Here is a 17,595-nt window from a genome sequence, read left to right on the forward strand (position 1 = left end):
ATAAACGAGTTTTCGGTAAAAGGCTCAATATTCCCGCCGAGCGTTGCATTGCTGGGTGGGTCGCATACGCGTGCCGGTTGTATATAGATAGAAGATAGGGGAACTACATGCGCGTAGACAATCTGAGGAACATCGCCATCATCGCTCACGTCGACCACGGCAAGACGACGATGGTCGACAAGCTCCTGCGTGCCACGGACGCCTTCCGTGCCAACCAGCAGGTCGAGGACCGCGTCCTGGATTCCAACGACCAGGAGCGCGAGCGCGGCATTACGATTCTCGCCAAGAACATCTCTATCGAGTACAAGGACGTCAAGATCAACGTCATCGACACCCCGGGCCACGCCGACTTTGGCGGCGAGGTCGAGCGCGTGCTGCGTATGGCCGACGGCGCCCTGCTGCTGGTCGACGCCTTTGAGGGCCCCATGCCCCAGACCCGCTTCGTGCTGCGTCACGCTATCGACACCGGCCTTAAGATCATGATCGTCATCAACAAGATCGACCGTCCGGGCGCCAACCCCGAGAAGGCCTACAACGACTGCCTGGACCTCATGGCCGACCTGGGCGCCACCGACGACCAGCTTGAGTTCGCCATGGAGCACGTGGTCTACGCCAGCGCCATGAACGGCTTTGCCCGCCTTGACCCCAACGACGGCAACATGGACATGTACCCGCTGCTCGACATGATCATCGACGACATGCCTGCGCCCGAGGTTGACGAGAACGCCCCGCTGGCCATGCAGTGCGTGACCATCGACCACTCCAACTTCGTCGGTCGCATCGGTATCGGCCGCGTGTACTCTGGCACCATCCACCAGGGCGACCAGATTCTGGTCGTCAAGAACGACGGCTCCAGCGCCACCGCTACCGTCAAGCAGCTCTTTACCTTCGACTACCTGGGCCGCACCGAGTGCCAGGAAGTCGGCGCCGGCGATATCGCTGCTGTCGTGGGTATTGACCGCACCGATATCGGCGATGTCTACACCGATCCCGAGAACCCCGTCGAGCTCGAGCCCATCGAGATCGACCCGCCGACCCTGTCCATCGTCTTTGAGGCTTCGACCTCCCCGCTCGTCGGCCGTGACGGAGACATCGTGGGCGCCCGTCAGCTTAAGGAGCGCCTGTTCAACGAGGCCGAGAACAACGTGACCATGAAGATCGAGGAGCTCGAGGACAAGAGCGGCGTCGAGGTCTCGGGCCGCGGCATTCTGCACCTGTCTGTTCTGATGGAGTCCATGCGCCGCGAGGGCTTTGAGTTCCAGGTCGGCCGTCCCCGCGTTCTGTTTAAGAAGGACGAGAACGGCAACAAGATGGAGCCTGTCGAGCAGGCCGTCGTTGAGTGCCCGGACGAGTACTCGGGCAAGGTCGTTGAGGTCTTCGGTACCTCCGGTGGCATCATGACGAGCATGGATACCTCGGGTATCGTGACGCACCTCGAGTTTAAGATCCCGACCCGCGGCATCATGGGCCTTAAGAACCGCATCATGAACGTCACCCACGGCGAGGGCGTGTTCTACCACACCTTCCTGGAGTACGGTCCCTACGCCGGCGAGATCGGCAACCGTCAGAACGGCGCAATGATCTCCATGACCACCGAGAAGGCCGTTGCCTATGCTCTGGGTACGCTGCAGGAGCGCGGCCAGCTTTTTGTTGAGCCGGGCACCGAGTGCTACGAGGGCATGATCGTGGGCGAGCGCAGCAAGGCTGGCGACATGGTCGTCAACATCGCCCGTACCAAGAACCTGGGCAACCAGCGTTCCTCGACCTCCGATATCTCCGTTCAGCTGGTGCCGCCCCGCACCTTCTCGCTGGAGGAGGCGCTGGAGTACATCGCCGACGACGAGCTGGTTGAGATTACCCCCAAGAACATCCGCCTGCGCAAGCGCCTGCTCAACGCCACCGACCGCAAGAAGGCCGCCGTCCGCGCCGGCCAGGTCAACAAATAAGCGCTGGACTTTATAGCGTCTAACAAGAAAGGGCGTCGACCGTAATGGTCGGCGCCCTTTTTGTGCATAGGGACTGAGCTGGTCTGCACCACCACAAAGGTGCCTGGTCCCTTTGTGGTGGTTGGTGGCTAAGCGGTGGGGAGTCCTGGCATGTTAGCCGGCTGCTGCGGCTTGAGGTGGGCGTTGCGCCAGATGATCTGGATAACGTAGCCGAGCATAAAGACAAAGGCTACGCCGCTGATGAAGTCACCTACGAGGGGAAGCCCCGTGAGGGCGCCTGCGATTACGCCGCCCACGGCTGCCATGGCGTAGCGGTTTTGGCTGTGTCCGACCATGCGGGCGATCGCACACCCCGCAAAGGCACTCGACACCAACGCGATGCCGATAACGCCGCACAAGAGGGCTCCGGCAAGCGACAGACCAGCGATAGAGATAATCAGCAGTAGGACGGCGGGGACGATAGCAATCGTGCTCAGAAGACCGCTCACCCACAGGGGCATGGGGCGCTGGTGGAGCATGCCGGCGGCGCTGGCGGTCGCGCGCGGAAAGACGAGCTCGAGCAGCAGGGCGACAAAGCAGGTCGAGAGTGCCGCGGCGACGATACCGCCGATGACATCGTTAACGGTGGAAGTATCCTCGTTCTCGGTGCGCTCGATCTTGAGCGCGCCTACCTCGGCGCCTGCGGCACGCTCGGGGTCCTCGGAGACGTGCGCGTTCACGGTGCCGGTGATGTGGGCGTTCTTGCCCAGGATGAGCTTGTCGGCCCAAACCTCGACATCGCCATTGACCGTGCCGTCGATAGTCACCGTGTCGCCCGCGAGCGCTGCCGACTTGACGGAACCGCGCAGGGCGACCGTCTCGCCCACTGCGTAGAAGCAACTGGCAGTGCTATCGGTGTTGAGGATGATGTGCTGGCCGGCAACCGTAACGCTGCCGTCAACCGTGGTCTTGGCGATATCGATAGTGCGTGCCGCCAAGCGGACGGCGCCACCCACCGTGCAGTCGCGGATAGAGAGGGTATCGCCCGCGGCGATGATATCGCGGTCGATGGACACATCATCCAAGTTGAGGGCCTGACCGGCCCAGTACAGGTCACCCTCAACGCCGGACGGATTGGCGTCATTGTCGGTCGCAAGTACGTTGCCTGCGGTGTCCGTGCCGGCGAACGACGCCGTGGGAAGCACGGTGATCGCCAGCGCGATGAGCGCGAATAGGATGGTGATGCGGCCCCATGCTTTACGGCGCTGGGTCAACGGGAATTGATTGCAGGGCATAGTGAATCCTTCGTTAGATACTCGGCATATATCTAACAGGGTACCCAACGCGTGGGCGCTCTAAAAGAACCTCTCGGTTGCATTTCGAAGGGTCGTGCCGTGCTGTCTACTTTTTACGGTGCAAGAAGCGCGCGATATCTTCTTCGGTGGGGCTTTTGATGTCAAAGCGCAGCGAGAGCCAGCGCAGACCCATGGTCACGACAACGCATACGACCAGCGCGGCGACATTGCTCATGATGCCGCTCATAACGAGACACACATAGCTTGTCGATCCGGCGATGGCGGCGATGGCATAAAAGTTAGTACGTTGGAAAATACCCGGAACCACGCCCATAAAGCCGTCGCGCAGCATGCCGCCGCCCACCGCGGTGAAAAAGCCCATCATGATGCACACCGCCGGCGCAAAGCCGTAGACAAGCGCCTTGTCCGCTCCGGTGGCGGCGTAGATGCCGACCGAGATGATATCGAGCAGGGGAATGAGTTTTTCGGGCTTGTCGACGATTGCCGGGAAAATATAGATGATGGCTGCCGTGGCAATGGAAAGCGGCAGCGCCATCGGCTGGTTGAGGATGTAGACGTTGCCGACCTGGAGCGTCATATCGCGCAAAAGACCGCCGCCCAGACCGCAGACCACCGCGAGCGCGACCGCGCCCACCAGGTCGAGCTTGTGCTCGCGCGCAACCAGCACACCCGAGATCGATGCAGCGACAACAGCGAACATCTCGAGCCAAAACGGGATGGCAACCATGGCATCCGAGGCGTGTGCGGTAACGATCATAGCGGCGGCAACGGGCAAGATGGGGTCCTTTGAGTTACGGGTTTAGACAATGCCCGTACATAGTACATGGTTGGCGGGCCTGGCGACCCTATTGCTCGGTAAACGGTCGGGACTGGATGCGGGCGTAGGCACCAAACGTGTACATCAGCCTCCAAAGATGTCAAATAATGTCGGTTTTGGAGGGTGGTGTACATGTTTTGGTTGGGGTGTGCTGGGAAGACGCTACTCGGAAGGTGTGTCTTCGCCCTGCGCGCTCTTCCAGTTGCGGATAAGTGCCTTGCGCAGTTCGTTTTGCTTTCGCTGGTACTCGGCGTCCGTGCAGCGGGGCATACCGAGTGCTTCGCGAATGCTGTTCATGGCGCGATGAAAGGCAAGTTGACTTGCGAACTGTGCCGAGGTGAGCGTAACGATTCGATATCCCATTTGGACGAGTACGGCCTCTCGTTCCGCATCTGCGCCCTTGCGCTCGGTCTCGTCGTGAAAACCGCCCTTATATTCGATGCCGAGTTCTCTGCGCTGATAAGTAACAAGAGCGTCGATTTTGAGCGATCGGGCTTTTGTGCAATGCCAGAGACGTTGAGGGATTTCGAGCGGTTTGTTGAGTTCGATACCTCGGATGCCAACGCCGCCTTCGCTTGTTGGGAGCGAGAGGGCGATGGACGATGCGGTCTCCATGGGCGAGGCTGAGTGGTCGTAGATGTGTCTGAGCGCGAGTCTGGCGCGTGTGGCGCCGGGTTTGCCAGGGTGCCGATCGAGTAGCTCGACAATTTCGTCCTTGGAGGTGGTGGCTGGTTGCTCGGTGTAAGGGTCAGAGGGATTGAGCCCCATGCGATAGTCGCCGCAAACTTCGTAACCATACTCGAGGTATTCGATCCTATCCATCCACTCGGCAGCGAGCACGAAGGTGAAGGCTTCGTCGGTGATAAAGATGCCGGGCGTAAGCTCGTCAATATGGTCGTAGGGTAGGTTTTGGCCGAGAACGTGGCAAGTGACACCGTTGGTGCGAATTCGCTCGAAAGCAAATACTACGGAGATGTCGATAGTCTTGAGCATGGTGGACGGAATGCCGCAGTCGGTAAGTGCCTGCCGAATGCGCGCGATGCGTTGCTGGGTAGAGAGGCCCCGCACGCCTATCTGGTAGTCGCGTTGTGCGACGGCTTGAACCAGGTTCCGCGGTGCATGATGGACGAGCCATGCCGTTTTATGCGAAATGAGAACAGGAGTATCCATTAGGGACCTCTCGCTTTATGCCGATATGCAGTCCTTATGTCCGTTGAAGTGAGGAAATATACCGAATGCTGGCAAAATGGCCAATCGTGCGCCGAGCGCGATATGCAAAGGTGTACATCAGCCTCCAAAGATGTCGAAAAATGTCGTTTTTGGAGGGTGATGTACATGGTTGGTTGGGACGTGCGGCCAAGAGAGGATTCGATAACAAAAAAGCCCCCAATACCGGGAGCTTTCTCAATCTAAATGGCGGAGGAGGAGGGATTCGAACCCTCGTGACCTTATACAGGCCAAACGGTTTTCGAGACCGCCGCATTCAACCACTCTGCCACCCCTCCGCGTGGGGTAAAAACAAAGCAGGCTCGAAGGCCTGCTTTGGAATTAACTGGCGGAGAGTCAGGGATTTGAACCCTGGAGACGCTTTTGACGCCTACACGATTTCCAATCGTGCTCCTTCGGCCACTCGGACAACTCTCCGTTAAATGCGAAAGTCAGTATACACGAGGAATCGCAAAGTGCAAACAGAAAAGTTGGCATTTTTTAAAACGCTCGGCCGCGCTTGGCGTTGCAGTGGGGTTTGAGGTGCCAAAAAAACGGCTTCCGACCAGCGTGGTTGATCAACTCAATTGTTCAAAAGGGGTATTCATAAGCGACTTGGCAATGAATTTAAAAATCTTTGGGTGGTGCTGTGGACCGCTGGTATGCATTTTGCGACCACAGCCTTGTGCCCGTTGACCTGCGGCTTGGCTCAGCTCGTCCCCACGGCACCGTATCGTGTCCACAGATTCGTCAAGCTTTTGGTAAGCATTTGGTTGGAATGCGCATGAAACGTCGTGCGAGTATGGGCATATGTGGAGGTCATGAGGTTGTAGCTGCAAATTCTTGCAGCCTAGGAGGTTGAAAGATATTATTACCAAGTCTTTTCCTGCTTCAGGCGCACCTTCACGACCTGAAGCCACATTTGCCCAGAGGAGGTGACAATATGAAGGCTTATGAACTGCTGTTCTTTGTTGACCCGTCGCTCGACCCCGAGACTCGTCTCGCTGTTATGAAGCGTATCGATACCACGATCGCTGAGGGCGCTGGCAAGGTCGACTCCGTTGACGAGTGGGGCAAGCGCAAGCTCGCCTACGAGATCAACGACCTCACCGATGGTGACTACACCCTCATCAACTTCCACGCAGATCCTACCCAGATCGCCGAGCTTGATCGCGTCCTGCGCATCACCGACGCTGTGGTCCGCCACATGATCGTCCGTCGCGACGACCAGGAGTAAGACTGTCGTTTTGGACTGGGCTTGTGCCCCAAGAGGAAGTAGTGAGTTATGAGCATCAATCGAGTGAACATCACCGGTAACCTCACCCGCGATCCCGAGCTGCGCGCCACCGCCGGCGGAACCCAGGTTCTGTCCTTTGGCGTCGCCGTGAACGATCGTCGCCGCAACGCGCAGACTGGCGAGTGGGAGGACTATCCCAACTTTGTCGACTGCACCATGTTCGGCACCCGCGCCGAGGCCGTGAGCCGTTTCCTGGCAAAGGGAAACAAGGTCGCGATCGAGGGCAAGCTGCGCTACAGCTCTTGGGAGCGCGACGGCCAGCGCCGGAGCAAACTTGAGGTCATCGTCGATGAGATCGAGTTTATGAGCTCCCGTGGTGGCCAGGGTGGCTACGATCAGGGCGGTTACGCCCCCGCAGCTCCCGCGCCCGCAGCACGTCCTGCCGCACCGGTGGCCACGCCGCCCGCGGTCGACGTCTACGATGAGGACATCCCGTTCTAAGGGTTGTTCACCTATTTTTGAGTGAGAGGCGGCTTCGGTTCGCCGAAGTTGCCAAATGAAAGGTATTTTGACATGGCTAATGATTTTTCTGCACGTCAGCCGCGTCGTAAGTACTGCCAGTTCTGCAAGGAGAACACTGAGTTCATTGACTATAAGGACACTCAGCTTCTCCGTAAGTACATGACCGACCGTGGCAAGATCAAGCCCCGTCGCGTCACTGGCGCTTGCACGCAGCATCAGCATGACATCGCCAACGCCATCAAGCGCGCCCGCGAGATGGCTCTCCTGCCGTACACCGTCCCCGTGGTTTCCTCTCGTGGCAACCGCGACCGCGGCTAAGAAGGGAGACGCATCATGAAGGTTATTCTTCTCGATGAGATCAAGGGCAAGGGCGGCGAGGGTGACGTCGTAGAGGTCGCTCAGGGTTACGCTGAGAACTTCCTGTTCCCCAAGAAGCTCGCTGTTGCCGCCACCAAGGGCAACCTCAAGCAGCTTGACGAGCGTCGCAACAACATCGCCAAGCGCGAGGCCGTCCGTCTGGCTACCGCCAACGAGACCAAGGCTGCCTTCGAGGGCAAGACGGTCACCGTTGACGTCAAGGTCGGCGACGAGGGCATCCTCTTTGGCTCCGTTACCGCCGCTATGATCGCTGATGCCATCAAGGCTCAGCTCGGTATGGACATCGACCGCAAGCGCGTCGAGCTCGGTAAGCCCATCAAGGTTGCCGGTGCCCACACCGTTGCCATCTCGCTGTACCGCGAGATCAAGGCCGAGGTTGTCGTTCTCGTCGGCGTTACCGCCGAGGAGCTCGCTGCCGAGGCTGAGGTCGAGGAGGCCGCTGAGGTCGCCGAGGCCGAGACCGCCGAGGTCGAGACTGAGGCTGCTGCCGAGTAGCATTTGCTGCAACGCAACAATCTTGTTCTAAGAAGGGCGCTCTGGGAAACCAGGGCGCCCTTTTTGCTTTTTAGCGCGATGCGAGCGCCATAGAGGGCGTTGCGGTGAGGTCTATTCGTGGGACCGTTCATCCGTTTGGTTCGGTGATGATTGGCCGCGCGCGGCGCGTTTTGGGACCGTGGCTGATACTATGGATGCTCGCAAGCGATATGAATGAGGATGCTCATGGCATATGACGATAGGGAGATCGGGCTGACGGTCGAGGACCGCGGCTCAAAGTTGGGTCTTCCCCAAAACCAAGATGCAGAGGCCAATGTACTGGCCGCTATGCTGCTATCGCCCGAGGTGGTCGAAGAGGCCCAGGTCGAGCTGCAGCCCGATGACTTCTACCGGCCCATTCATAAGACCATCTATACTGCGATGGTCGATATGTACAACAGCCGCATTCCCATCGACTCCATCTCGCTGATCGATTACCTGCGCAGCATCAACAAGCTCGATGCCGTGGGCGGCGAGGCGTACATTTTGGAGTTGATGGGTCAGACCCTGTCGCTCGTCAACTGGCAGCACCATGCCGCCATCGTTCGCCGCGACTCGATGCTGCGCGAGCTGATCGGCGCCACTAACGAGATCAACGCGCTGGCATATAACGCCCCCACCGACACCAAAGAGGTTGTCGAGCTGGCCGAGAGCAAGCTGCTCAAGGTTACGGCGCGCGAGGTCAAGTCGAGCTACAAGACGTTGACCGAGTTTATGGTCGAGGCCTATAACGAGGCCGAGGAAGTGTGCCAGGCCGGTGGCCAGGCTGCGGGCGTGCCCACGGGCTTTCCGTCACTCGACCGCATGCTCATGGGTTTTCGCGAGGGCCAGCTCATCATCATCGGCGCCCGTCCTGCTGTAGGTAAGACGTCGTTCGCTCTGAACCTGGCGCTCAACGCTGCCGCTGCTGGTTATACCGTCGGCTTCTTCTCGCTGGAGATGTCGGGCAAGGAAATTGCCCAGCGTCTGATTTGCGCCTACGCCATGATCTCGATCAGTGACTTCCGCATGGGCCGCATTAGCCCCGAGCAGTGGGCCAATATCAACGAGGCCACGCAGACCTTGTCTAAGCTCGATATTCTGATTGACGATACGCCCGGCACCACAGTGACCGAGATTCGCGCCAAGAGCCGCCGTATGCTCCATAACAAGGAGAAGGCAATTATCATCCTGGACTACCTGCAGCTGGTGAGTCCTCCGCCGGGCCGTCGTTCCGAGAGCCGTACCGTCGAGGTTTCGGAGATGTCGCGTGGTCTGAAGATCATGGCCAAGGAGCTCAAGATCCCGCTCATCGCGCTGTCGCAGCTCTCGCGTCAGGTCGAATCCCGTACCGGCAAGCGCCCGCAGCTTTCCGACCTTCGTGAATCGGGCTCCATCGAGCAGGACGCCGATATCGTTATGTTCTTGGACCGCTCCGCCGACGAGGCCGAAGCCTCGCGTGACGATCGACCCGACGAGGGCGTTACGCGTATCGTCGTGGCCAAGAACCGTTCGGGCCCGATCGGCGACGTCGACCTGATGTTCCTGCCGGCATCCACCAAGTTCTATGAGCTTGATGGGGCACATGCCGAGGAGTAGGACAGGCGCCCGTTGCACGGGTATACTGGGAATGTTTTGTGCTTCTGCGTGCCGGCGTGGCGCGTAGACAGTCCATGAATGTAAGGAGTAAACATGCCGTCAACCGTTTTGGTCGGTGCCCAGTGGGGCGATGAGGGCAAGGGTAAGATTTGCGACCTGGTCGCCGGCGACTTCGATGCCGTCGTGCGCTACTCGGGCGGCAACAACGCCGGTCACACCATCGTCGTCAACGGCAAGAAGTACGGCCTGCACCAGGTGCCCTCCGGCATCATGTATTCCGACCACGTGTCGGTGATCGGTAACGGCTGCGTCGTCAACCCCAAGGTTGTCCTTGAGGAGATCGATATGTTCGAGGCCGACGGCATCACCACCAAGAACCTCAAGATTAGCGGCAACGCGCATGTCATCATGCCGTACCACATCGATCTGGATGGCGCCTTTGAGCAGAAGCTCGGCAAGAAGAACATCGGTACCACCAAGCGCGGCATCGGTCCGTGCTATCAGGACAAGATGGCTCGCATCGGCCTGCGCATGCAGGACATGCTGGACGAGGCACTGTTCCGCGACAAGCTGGAGACCGCTCTCGCCCGCGTGAACCCCGAGCTCGAGCTCATCTACAACCTGCCCACCTACACCGTGGACCAGATTTGCGACGAGTACCTGCCGATGGCCGAGCGCCTGCGTCCCTACATCACCGAGACGAGCCTGCTGCTCAACAACATGATCGACGAGGGCAAGGACCTGCTGTTTGAGGGCGCCCAGGCGACGCTGCTCGACATCGACCACGGCACCTATCCGTACGTGACGTCCTCCAACTGCACCGCCGGCGGTGCCATCACCGGATCCGGCGTCGGTATGAAGAATGTCGACCGCGTGCTGGGCGTCATGAAGGCCTATATCACCCGCGTCGGTTCGGGCCCCATGCCCACCGAGCTTTCCTATGAGTCCGAGGCCGGTCACACGCTGACCGAGGAGGGCTACGAGTACGGCGTGACCACCGGTCGCCGTCGTCGCTGCGGCTGGTTCGACGGCCCCATCGCCAACTACGCCTCGCGCGTCAACGGCCTCACCGATATCGCCATGACCAAGCTCGACGTGCTTTCGGCTTTCGACACCATCAAGGTGTGCGTGGCCTACGACGTCGATGGCGAGCGCTATACCAGCGTGCCCGAGCATCAGGTTCGCTTTGAGCACGCCAAGCCCATCTACGAGGAGCTTCCTGGCTGGAAGTGCGATATCACCGGCTGCCGCAGCTTTGAGGAGCTGCCGCAGGAGGCTCAGGACTACGTGGCGTTTATCGAGGATCTGGCACACACCCGCGTGACGTTCATTGGCGTTGGCGCTGGTCGCGAGCAGATCATCAACCGATTCTGGAAGTAATCGGGACTATTTGGTTATTGCGATATACCCCTTTGCAGCCCGGACGGGCGGCCGAGGGGTATATTTGCTTGCAAAGGGCTCGCGCGGAGCGGGCCATTCATCCATAGAGGAGGCACCCTTGAAGGCGGACACTCAAACCATCGACATCCTGTTGTTGGGCAGCGGCGGCCGTGAGCATGCTTTGGCAGCTAAGCTCGCAGCATCACCGCGCGCCGGCAAGCTCTACATCGCGCCGGGCAACGGCGGCACCGCGAGCTGCGGCGAGAACGTTGTTCTCGACGACTGCGATCCTGCGGCCGTGGCGGCGTTTGCGCAGAGCCACGGATGCGGACTCGTGGTAATTGGCCCCGAGGCTCCGCTTGTGGCGGGCGTGGCCGACGCCGTGCGCGCGGCGGGTATTCCCTGCTTTGGCCCGGGTGCCGAGGGTGCCCAGATGGAGGGCTCCAAGCTGTTCTCCAAGCAGCTCATGGAGCGCGCCGGTATTCCGACGGCAGCCTATGGTTCGTTTACCGACGAGGCTTCGGCTCTCGCCTACGTACGCGAGCAGGGCGCCCCGCTGGTCGTGAAGGCTGACGGCCTTGCCGCCGGCAAGGGCGTTATCGTGGCGACCGAACTTGAGCAGGCCGAGGAAGCCGTGCGCGAGTGCTTTGGCGGCACCTTTGGCGATGCCGGCAACACCGTGGTCATCGAGGAGATGCTGACCGGCCCCGAGTGCTCGCTGCTGGCCTTTACCGACGGCAAGACCGTGCGCCCCATGGCTACCTCGCAGGACCACAAGCGCGCGCTTGAGGGCGACCTTGGTCCCAACACCGGCGGCATGGGCGTCTACAGCCCGGTGCCCATCGTGACTGACGAGGAGCACGCCACCATGGTGGCGGTCATGGAGCAGACCGTGGCCGAGCTCGCTGCCGAGGGTATCGACTACCGCGGCTGCCTGTACGGCGGCTTTATGCTCACCCCCGCCGGTCCCAAGGTGCTGGAGTTCAATGCCCGCTTTGGCGACCCCGAGACGCAGGTCGTGCTGCCGCGCCTTAAGAACGACCTGGTCGAGGTCATGCTGGCTTGTGCCAACTGCGAGCTCGATCAGATTGAGCTCGACTGGCGTGACGAGTGGGCCGTGGCCGTTGTCCTGACGAGCGCGGGCTACCCCGGCAGCTACGAGAAAGGAAAGGTCATCACCGGTATTGAGGATGCCGAGGCCATGGAGAACGTGACCGTGTACCATGCGGGAACTGCCGTGGTGGACGGTCAGCTCGTGACCAATGGCGGCCGCGTGCTTGCCGTGACCGCTCTGGGCGACACGTTCGAGAACGCTCGCAACCTTGCCTACGAGGCCTGCGAGAAGATTGATTTTGAGGGCAAGACCCTGCGTCACGACATCGGCCTGCGCGCGCTGCGCGGCCGCGACGCCTGGGATGCCTAAAATCCGAGAGGAATGAGACGGATGGACGAGAAGAACGAAGAGCTCGTGGACGCGCAGATCGTCGAAGAGGACAGCCGCGTGTATGGGCACGCCGAGGGCGAGCCTGGTGGCGAGGTCGCTGACGAGCCGGCGCTGGTGCTGGGCGATGACGACCCGCACGATGCCGAGCTGCACGAGAAGATTCTTTCGGAGGAGTGCGCCTGGAAGGGCAAGATCCTCGACGTCCACCGTCTTGAGGTTGAGCTGCCCAACGGTCGCCGTAGCGCCCGCGATATCGTTCGCCATCCGGGTGCGGCGGCTGTTGTGGCACTGACCGAGAGCGGCAAGATCGTACTGGTGCGCCAGTACCGCACCGCCATCGACCGCGTGACGGTCGAGATTCCCGCCGGCAAGCTCGATCCAGGCGAGGACCCGCTCGATTGCGCCAAGCGCGAGCTGCATGAGGAGACGGGCTTTAGGGCCGGTCGCATTCGCTTTTTGACGTCGATTGTCACGTCCTGCGGCTTCTGCGACGAGATCATTCACATCTACCTGGCCACCAAGCTCGAGTTCGATGCACCCAACCCCGATGATGACGAGTTTGTCAACGTGGACCTCGTGCCGCTGCACGAGCTGATCGACGCCGTGCTCGACGGCAAGATCGAAGACGCCAAGACCGTCGTGGGCGCCTTGGCCTGCGATAGCATCGCGCACCGCTTGGGTGGGGCCGAGCTGTAACGAGCGGGAATAGCCCTGGGACAAGAACTACTGATTACTTTGTCCCAGGGCCTTATGTTGCTGATATTTCTTTGAGGATCACATGTTTAAGAGGTTTCTTTCGTATTACGAGCCCCAGATGGGGCTTTTTGTTGCTGATACTGTTTGTGCTCTGGTGCTTGCCGCCATTGACCTGGCGTTCCCCATTATCCTGCGCAATTTGACCGGTGGGCTGTTTACTCAGGGTCAGGCTGCTATTATGCAGGCGCTCGGCATGATCGCGGTGGGCTTGGTGCTGATGTATGCCGTCCGCTGCGCCTGCCGCTATTTTGTGAGCTATTGGGGTCACGTGATGGGCGCGCGTATGGAGTCCAAAATGCGCGAGGACCTGTTTGACCAGTATGAGCGCTTTAGCTTTGCATACTTCGACCGCAACAGCTCGGGCGACATGATGAGCCGCGTGGTCAACGACCTGTTCGATATCTGCGAGGCGGCGCACCACGTGCCCGAGTGGATCATCATCTGCGGCATCGAGATCATCGGCTCGTTTGTGATCCTCTTTACCATTGCCCCGGTGCTGGCGCTCGCCATGGCCGTGGTGACGGCGGCGTTTGCGGTCATCATGTTTTGGCAGAACATGCGTATGCGCGAGGTTTTTAGCGACAACCGCAAAAAGATCAGCGGCATCAATGCGCAGCTGCAGGATTCGCTTGCGGGCATGCGCGTAGTCAAGAGCTTTGCCAACGAGGAGACCGAGCGCGCCAAGTTCCGTGCCTCTAACGATCGCTACCTTTCGTCCAAGGAGAACATGTATCACGCCATGGGCGTCTATACCGCGACGTATGGCCTGCTCTCGGGTGTGCTCTATGTGATCGTGGTGCTGCTGGGCGGCTGGCTGGTCGCCCAGGGACAGCTGCAGGCGGTCGATATGGCGACCTTTGCACTCTATATTTCGCTGTTCTGCACGCCGCTCGAGACGCTCGTCAATTCGGCCGAAACGTATCAGAAGGCTATCGCCGGCTTTAAACGTATGGACGAGGTGCTCTCGACCGCGCCGGATATCCAGGACAAGCCGGGCGCTACGGATCTGCAGGTGACTGCCGGCGCCGTGGAGTATCACGACGTGTGCTTTAACTACGAGGATGTCGAGCTGGGCGAGGGCTATGCCGACGAGCGTCCCGTTATCGACCATATGAATCTGTCCATCAAGCCCGGGCAGACCATCGCGCTGGTTGGCCCTTCGGGCGGTGGCAAGTCCACGACCTGTTCGCTGCTGCCGCGCTTTTATGACGTGGCTGCCGGATCCATTAGCATCGACGGCCAGGACGTGCGCGATGTGACGCAGCAGAGCCTGCGCCGCGCCATCGGCCTGGTGCAGCAGGATGTCTATCTATTTGACGGTACGATTGGCGAGAACATCGCCTACGGCAAGCCGGGCGCCACGGCAGAAGAGATCGCCGAGGCCGCCCGTCGCGCCAACATCGATGCCTTTATCGAGTCGCTTCCGCAGGGCTACGACACCGTGGTGGGCGAGCGCGGCAGCCGTCTTTCGGGCGGACAGAAGCAGCGCGTTGCCATCGCGCGCGTGTTTCTCAAGAACCCCAAGATCCTGATTTTGGACGAGGCGACGAGTGCTTTGGATAACGAGAGCGAGGAGGCGGTGCAGGAGTCACTCGAAGAGCTGGCACGCGGCCGCACCACGATTATTATCGCCCACCGTCTTTCGACCATTAAGCATGCCGATGAGATTGCGACCGTTGAGCATGGTCGCGTTGTGGAGCGTGGCACGCACGAGGAGCTTCTCGCCCGTGGCGGCACCTATGCCCGTTACTATCGAATGCAGTTCGAAGGTGCGCGTGCGCACGAGCTCGACTGATTGATATGACAGGAAGTTTATGGCTGACAAGAACCCTTTGACTCCGGAAGAAGTGACGGAGTTATTCTCCGAAATCGATGCATCCGGCGTCTTGGATCCCACGCTCGCCAAAAAGCGTACCGAGCGCATGCGTGAGAAGGAGGCTGCGGCCAAGCGCGGTGACAAAGCGGCGCTAGCACAGCTGCGCAGCGAGGACCGCGCGAGCCAGGCAAAACATATCGACCCGCTGTCCGAGGACGATCCTTCGGGCTCGCAGGTGAGCCATACCATTACGAAGACCGCGATGGCCGTGGTCATCGGTATTTTGGTGCTGATCGTGGGCATGCAGATCGGCTACGGCGTGATGCGCCGTCTGAATACCGCCAACCTGTCCGAGAGCGTTTCGGTTGATACCGTTTCTACAGCACTCAAGGGTGGACTCGAGTGGGGCAACGGCTTTACGCAGTTCCCGCTCGACTTTACCGTCGATGAAGCCGATGAGCGTACGGGCACGGTCGAGGTGACGGTGTTGGACACATCGTCTGCCAACGAGCTCGAGCTGCTGTCCAACGGGCAGATCCAGGCCGCGGCGCTTGCGACCAACGCGCTGCTCAACGACAAGATCGACCGCGTGGTGTATAACGTTCACGCCTATATCGACGAGGATAGCAACATTCAGCACGATTCCTTCTTTGGCATGTTCCCCGCGCGGGGCCACCAGAGCGCCATTTTGACGTTCGTGTGGACCAAGAGCTCATCCAACGCCACGAGTATCGACTGGAAGATGCGCATCGTGAGTATGGATGACACCATCGCCGAGCGCATTCAGAAGCAGGTGAACTCGGTGTCGTCGTTGATTGAGGACCCGGTGGTGAGCCAGACCAAGATTGACGAGGAAAAGGCCGAGCGTGACCTGGAACATCGTCTGCATGGCCGCGAGATTTTCCGCGGCGGCAAGCCCGATCGCACACCGTCCGAACTGCTGGAGCAGGACAAGAGAAAGTAAGACGTCATCATCCCGCGTGAGCCACAAGCCTCGCGGGATGATTTTTCTGGGACGGGGATTAAAAAATCATTCTGTCATGTATGCAGTTGGCGACAAAGCTCTGCTCTCAGAATGATTTTTTAATCCCCGTCCCAGAAAAATCATTATGCATAGAAAGTCATAATTATCATTTCGTAAACATTTCGATGAAATTAACGCCATGAGGCATGCTTGCGGTTACAATACCGCGAGGCCTAACTACACACCTTTAAGCCGGTCCTGTGAGACCGGGAAGGAGAATTATGGCGAACAACCATACCGCGGGCGCTGCCGCCCGCACCTTCGCGCCCAGCGAGCTTTGCCAGCGCATGCTGGCCAAAACCAGCAAGGGCACCTGCGGTCCCTGCATCCTGTATCTTGAGGATGGGACCATTTTTTATGGACGTGCATGCGGCGCCGAGGGCACCGCGACCGGCGAAGTCTGCTTCAACACCTCGCTCGAGGGCTACTTTGAGGTCATGACCGACCCGAGTTATGCCGGCCAAATCGTAACCATGACCTATCCGCAGATCGGCAACTACGGTATCGACGAGACCGACGTCCAGTCGGCCTTCCCCGGCGACGCCGTGCGCCCTGCGAGCGCTCCGGCTATGCGCGGCATGATCGTTCGCGACATGTGCGCCACGCCTTCTAACTGGCGCTCGGCCGTCAGCGTGCCGGAGTACCTGCGTGCACACGGCATCGTCGCTATCGAGGGCGTCGACACCCGCGCCCTGGTGCGCCACCTGCGCGACAACGGCTCCAAGATGGGCATTATCTCGACCGAGATCTTCGATGTCGACGAGCTTGCCGAGCGTCTGGCCGCAGCGCCCGCGCTGGTAGGCGAGAACCTGGTCAAGACCGTAAGTTGCCCCGCGCCTCACGAGTTTGCCGCCGTCGACCTGCCTGCCACGCATGACTTTGCGCTTTCGACTGCCGCTCCTGCCCGTCACAAAGTGGTCGCCTACGACTGCGGTGTGAAGCGCGGCATTCTGGAGGGGCTGGTCCGCGCCGGCTGCGACCTTACCGTCGTGCCGTGGGACACGCCCGCGAGTGAGGTGCTCGACATGAATCCCGACGGCGTCTTTTTGTCCAATGGCCCCGGCGACCCCGACGCCGTGGTGGAGACCTACGAGCAGGTGCAGCAGCTGATCGGCAAGGTGCCGGTCTTTGGCATTTGCCTGGGCCATCAGATGATCAGCCTGGCCTGCGGCGCCCAGATGGAAAAGCTTAAATTCGGTCACCGCGGTGGCAACCAGCCGGTCATGAACCTGGTAAGCCGTCGCGTGGAGATTACCGCGCAAAACCATGGCTTTGGCCTGCTGTTCCCCAGCCTGGGCAAGCTTGTCCCCGAGCTTTCCGGCGGCGAGACCGAGCATGCGGCCGATGGAGATCTGCGCGTCTGGGTGCGCCGCGGAATCGCGCCGGTCGTGATGAACGAGCGCTTTGGCCGCATTCGCCTAACACATGTGAACCTCAACGACGGCACCGCCGAGGGTATCCAGCTGCTCGACGCCCCGTGCTTCTCGGTCCAGTACCACCCCGAGGCCTCGCCTGGCCCCACCGATGCCCACTATCTCTTTACCGCCTTTACGCGACTCATGGACGGCGAGGAGAACTACCTGGACATCGACACCGCGAAGGACCGCCTTGCCGGCTGGAACTTTGCTGAGTCCGAGACCGCTGAGACCGAGGAGAACTAAT

At 60.1% G+C, this 17,595-nt stretch carries 15 protein-coding genes and 2 tRNA genes; 12 read left to right on the top strand and 5 right to left on the bottom strand.

From position 1 onward, the window contains the following. Positions 1–107: 107 nt before the first annotated feature. On the top strand, positions 108–1,946 hold the full coding sequence (typA, locus tag FGQ61_RS01040) for a translational GTPase TypA (RefSeq protein WP_006235837.1): 1,839 nt from the start codon (positions 108–110) through the stop codon (positions 1,944–1,946). 128 nt (positions 1,947–2,074) lie between these two features. Here typA and FGQ61_RS01045 read toward each other — a convergent pair whose 3' ends face one another. The 5 genes from FGQ61_RS01045 to FGQ61_RS01065 form a co-directional block, all read right to left on the bottom strand. Then, a complete protein-coding gene (locus tag FGQ61_RS01045) occupies positions 2,075–3,220 on the bottom strand; it encodes a DUF8173 domain-containing protein (RefSeq protein ID WP_138374281.1) in 1,146 nt (381 codons plus the stop codon). 106 nt (positions 3,221–3,326) lie between these two features. Further along, positions 3,327–4,016: a trimeric intracellular cation channel family protein gene (locus tag FGQ61_RS01050; RefSeq protein WP_229025829.1), complete on the bottom strand. Its 690-nt coding sequence runs from the start codon at positions 4,014–4,016 to the stop codon at positions 3,327–3,329. 204 nt (positions 4,017–4,220) lie between these two features. Further along, positions 4,221–5,228 (bottom strand): PDDEXK family nuclease, encoded by a 1,008-nt coding sequence (locus FGQ61_RS01055; protein WP_138374282.1) that lies wholly within the window; start codon positions 5,226–5,228, stop codon positions 4,221–4,223. 244 nt (positions 5,229–5,472) lie between these two features. Beyond that, positions 5,473–5,563, bottom strand: a tRNA-Ser gene (locus tag FGQ61_RS01060). A 48-nt stretch (positions 5,564–5,611) separates the two neighbouring features. Then, positions 5,612–5,702: transfer RNA gene (locus FGQ61_RS01065), tRNA-Ser, on the bottom strand. A gap of 505 nt (positions 5,703–6,207) precedes the next feature. Here FGQ61_RS01065 and rpsF point away from each other — a divergent pair. The 11 genes from rpsF to carA all read left to right on the top strand — a co-directional run bounded on the left by rpsF (position 6,208) and on the right by carA (position 17,594). Next, complete coding sequence (gene rpsF, locus FGQ61_RS01070) at positions 6,208–6,501, top strand: 30S ribosomal protein S6 (RefSeq protein WP_006235831.1); 294 nt, start codon at positions 6,208–6,210, stop codon at positions 6,499–6,501. A gap of 48 nt (positions 6,502–6,549) precedes the next feature. Then, entirely contained in the window at positions 6,550–7,002 is a 453-nt protein-coding gene (locus tag FGQ61_RS01075) for a single-stranded DNA-binding protein (protein WP_006235830.1), read from the top strand. A gap of 72 nt (positions 7,003–7,074) precedes the next feature. Next, positions 7,075–7,341, top strand: coding sequence for a 30S ribosomal protein S18 (gene rpsR, locus FGQ61_RS01080; RefSeq protein ID WP_006235829.1), 267 nt, complete (start codon positions 7,075–7,077; stop codon positions 7,339–7,341). A gap of 15 nt (positions 7,342–7,356) precedes the next feature. After that, positions 7,357–7,896, top strand: a complete 540-nt coding sequence (gene rplI, locus FGQ61_RS01085) for a 50S ribosomal protein L9 (RefSeq protein WP_022094073.1) — start codon at positions 7,357–7,359, stop codon at positions 7,894–7,896. A gap of 219 nt (positions 7,897–8,115) precedes the next feature. Beyond that, on the top strand, positions 8,116–9,513 hold the full coding sequence (gene dnaB, locus FGQ61_RS01090; protein WP_138374342.1) for a replicative DNA helicase: 1,398 nt from the start codon (positions 8,116–8,118) through the stop codon (positions 9,511–9,513). 93 nt (positions 9,514–9,606) lie between these two features. Beyond that, positions 9,607–10,893 carry an adenylosuccinate synthase gene (locus tag FGQ61_RS01095; protein WP_006235826.1) on the top strand — a complete coding sequence of 429 codons (1,287 nt, stop codon included), beginning with the start codon at positions 9,607–9,609 and terminating at the stop codon, positions 10,891–10,893. Positions 10,894–11,011: 118 nt separating this feature from the next. Then, positions 11,012–12,316, top strand: a complete 1,305-nt coding sequence (purD, locus tag FGQ61_RS01100) for a phosphoribosylamine--glycine ligase (RefSeq protein ID WP_138374283.1) — start codon at positions 11,012–11,014, stop codon at positions 12,314–12,316. A gap of 21 nt (positions 12,317–12,337) precedes the next feature. Continuing rightward, on the top strand, positions 12,338–13,033 hold the full coding sequence (locus tag FGQ61_RS01105) for an NUDIX domain-containing protein (protein ID WP_171021464.1): 696 nt from the start codon (positions 12,338–12,340) through the stop codon (positions 13,031–13,033). A gap of 82 nt (positions 13,034–13,115) precedes the next feature. After that, on the top strand, positions 13,116–14,888 hold the full coding sequence (locus tag FGQ61_RS01110) for an ABC transporter ATP-binding protein (protein WP_138374284.1): 1,773 nt from the start codon (positions 13,116–13,118) through the stop codon (positions 14,886–14,888). A 19-nt stretch (positions 14,889–14,907) separates the two neighbouring features. Continuing rightward, positions 14,908–15,873, top strand: coding sequence for a hypothetical protein (locus FGQ61_RS01115; RefSeq protein WP_138374285.1), 966 nt, complete (start codon positions 14,908–14,910; stop codon positions 15,871–15,873). Positions 15,874–16,154: 281 nt separating this feature from the next. Further along, a complete protein-coding gene (gene carA, locus FGQ61_RS01120) occupies positions 16,155–17,594 on the top strand; it encodes a glutamine-hydrolyzing carbamoyl-phosphate synthase small subunit (RefSeq protein ID WP_138374286.1) in 1,440 nt (479 codons plus the stop codon). Position 17,595: the final 1 nt, after the last annotated feature.

This window comes from Collinsella aerofaciens, from assembly GCF_005844325.1.
Classification (GTDB): Bacteria; Actinomycetota; Coriobacteriia; order Coriobacteriales; family Coriobacteriaceae; genus Collinsella; species Collinsella aerofaciens_G.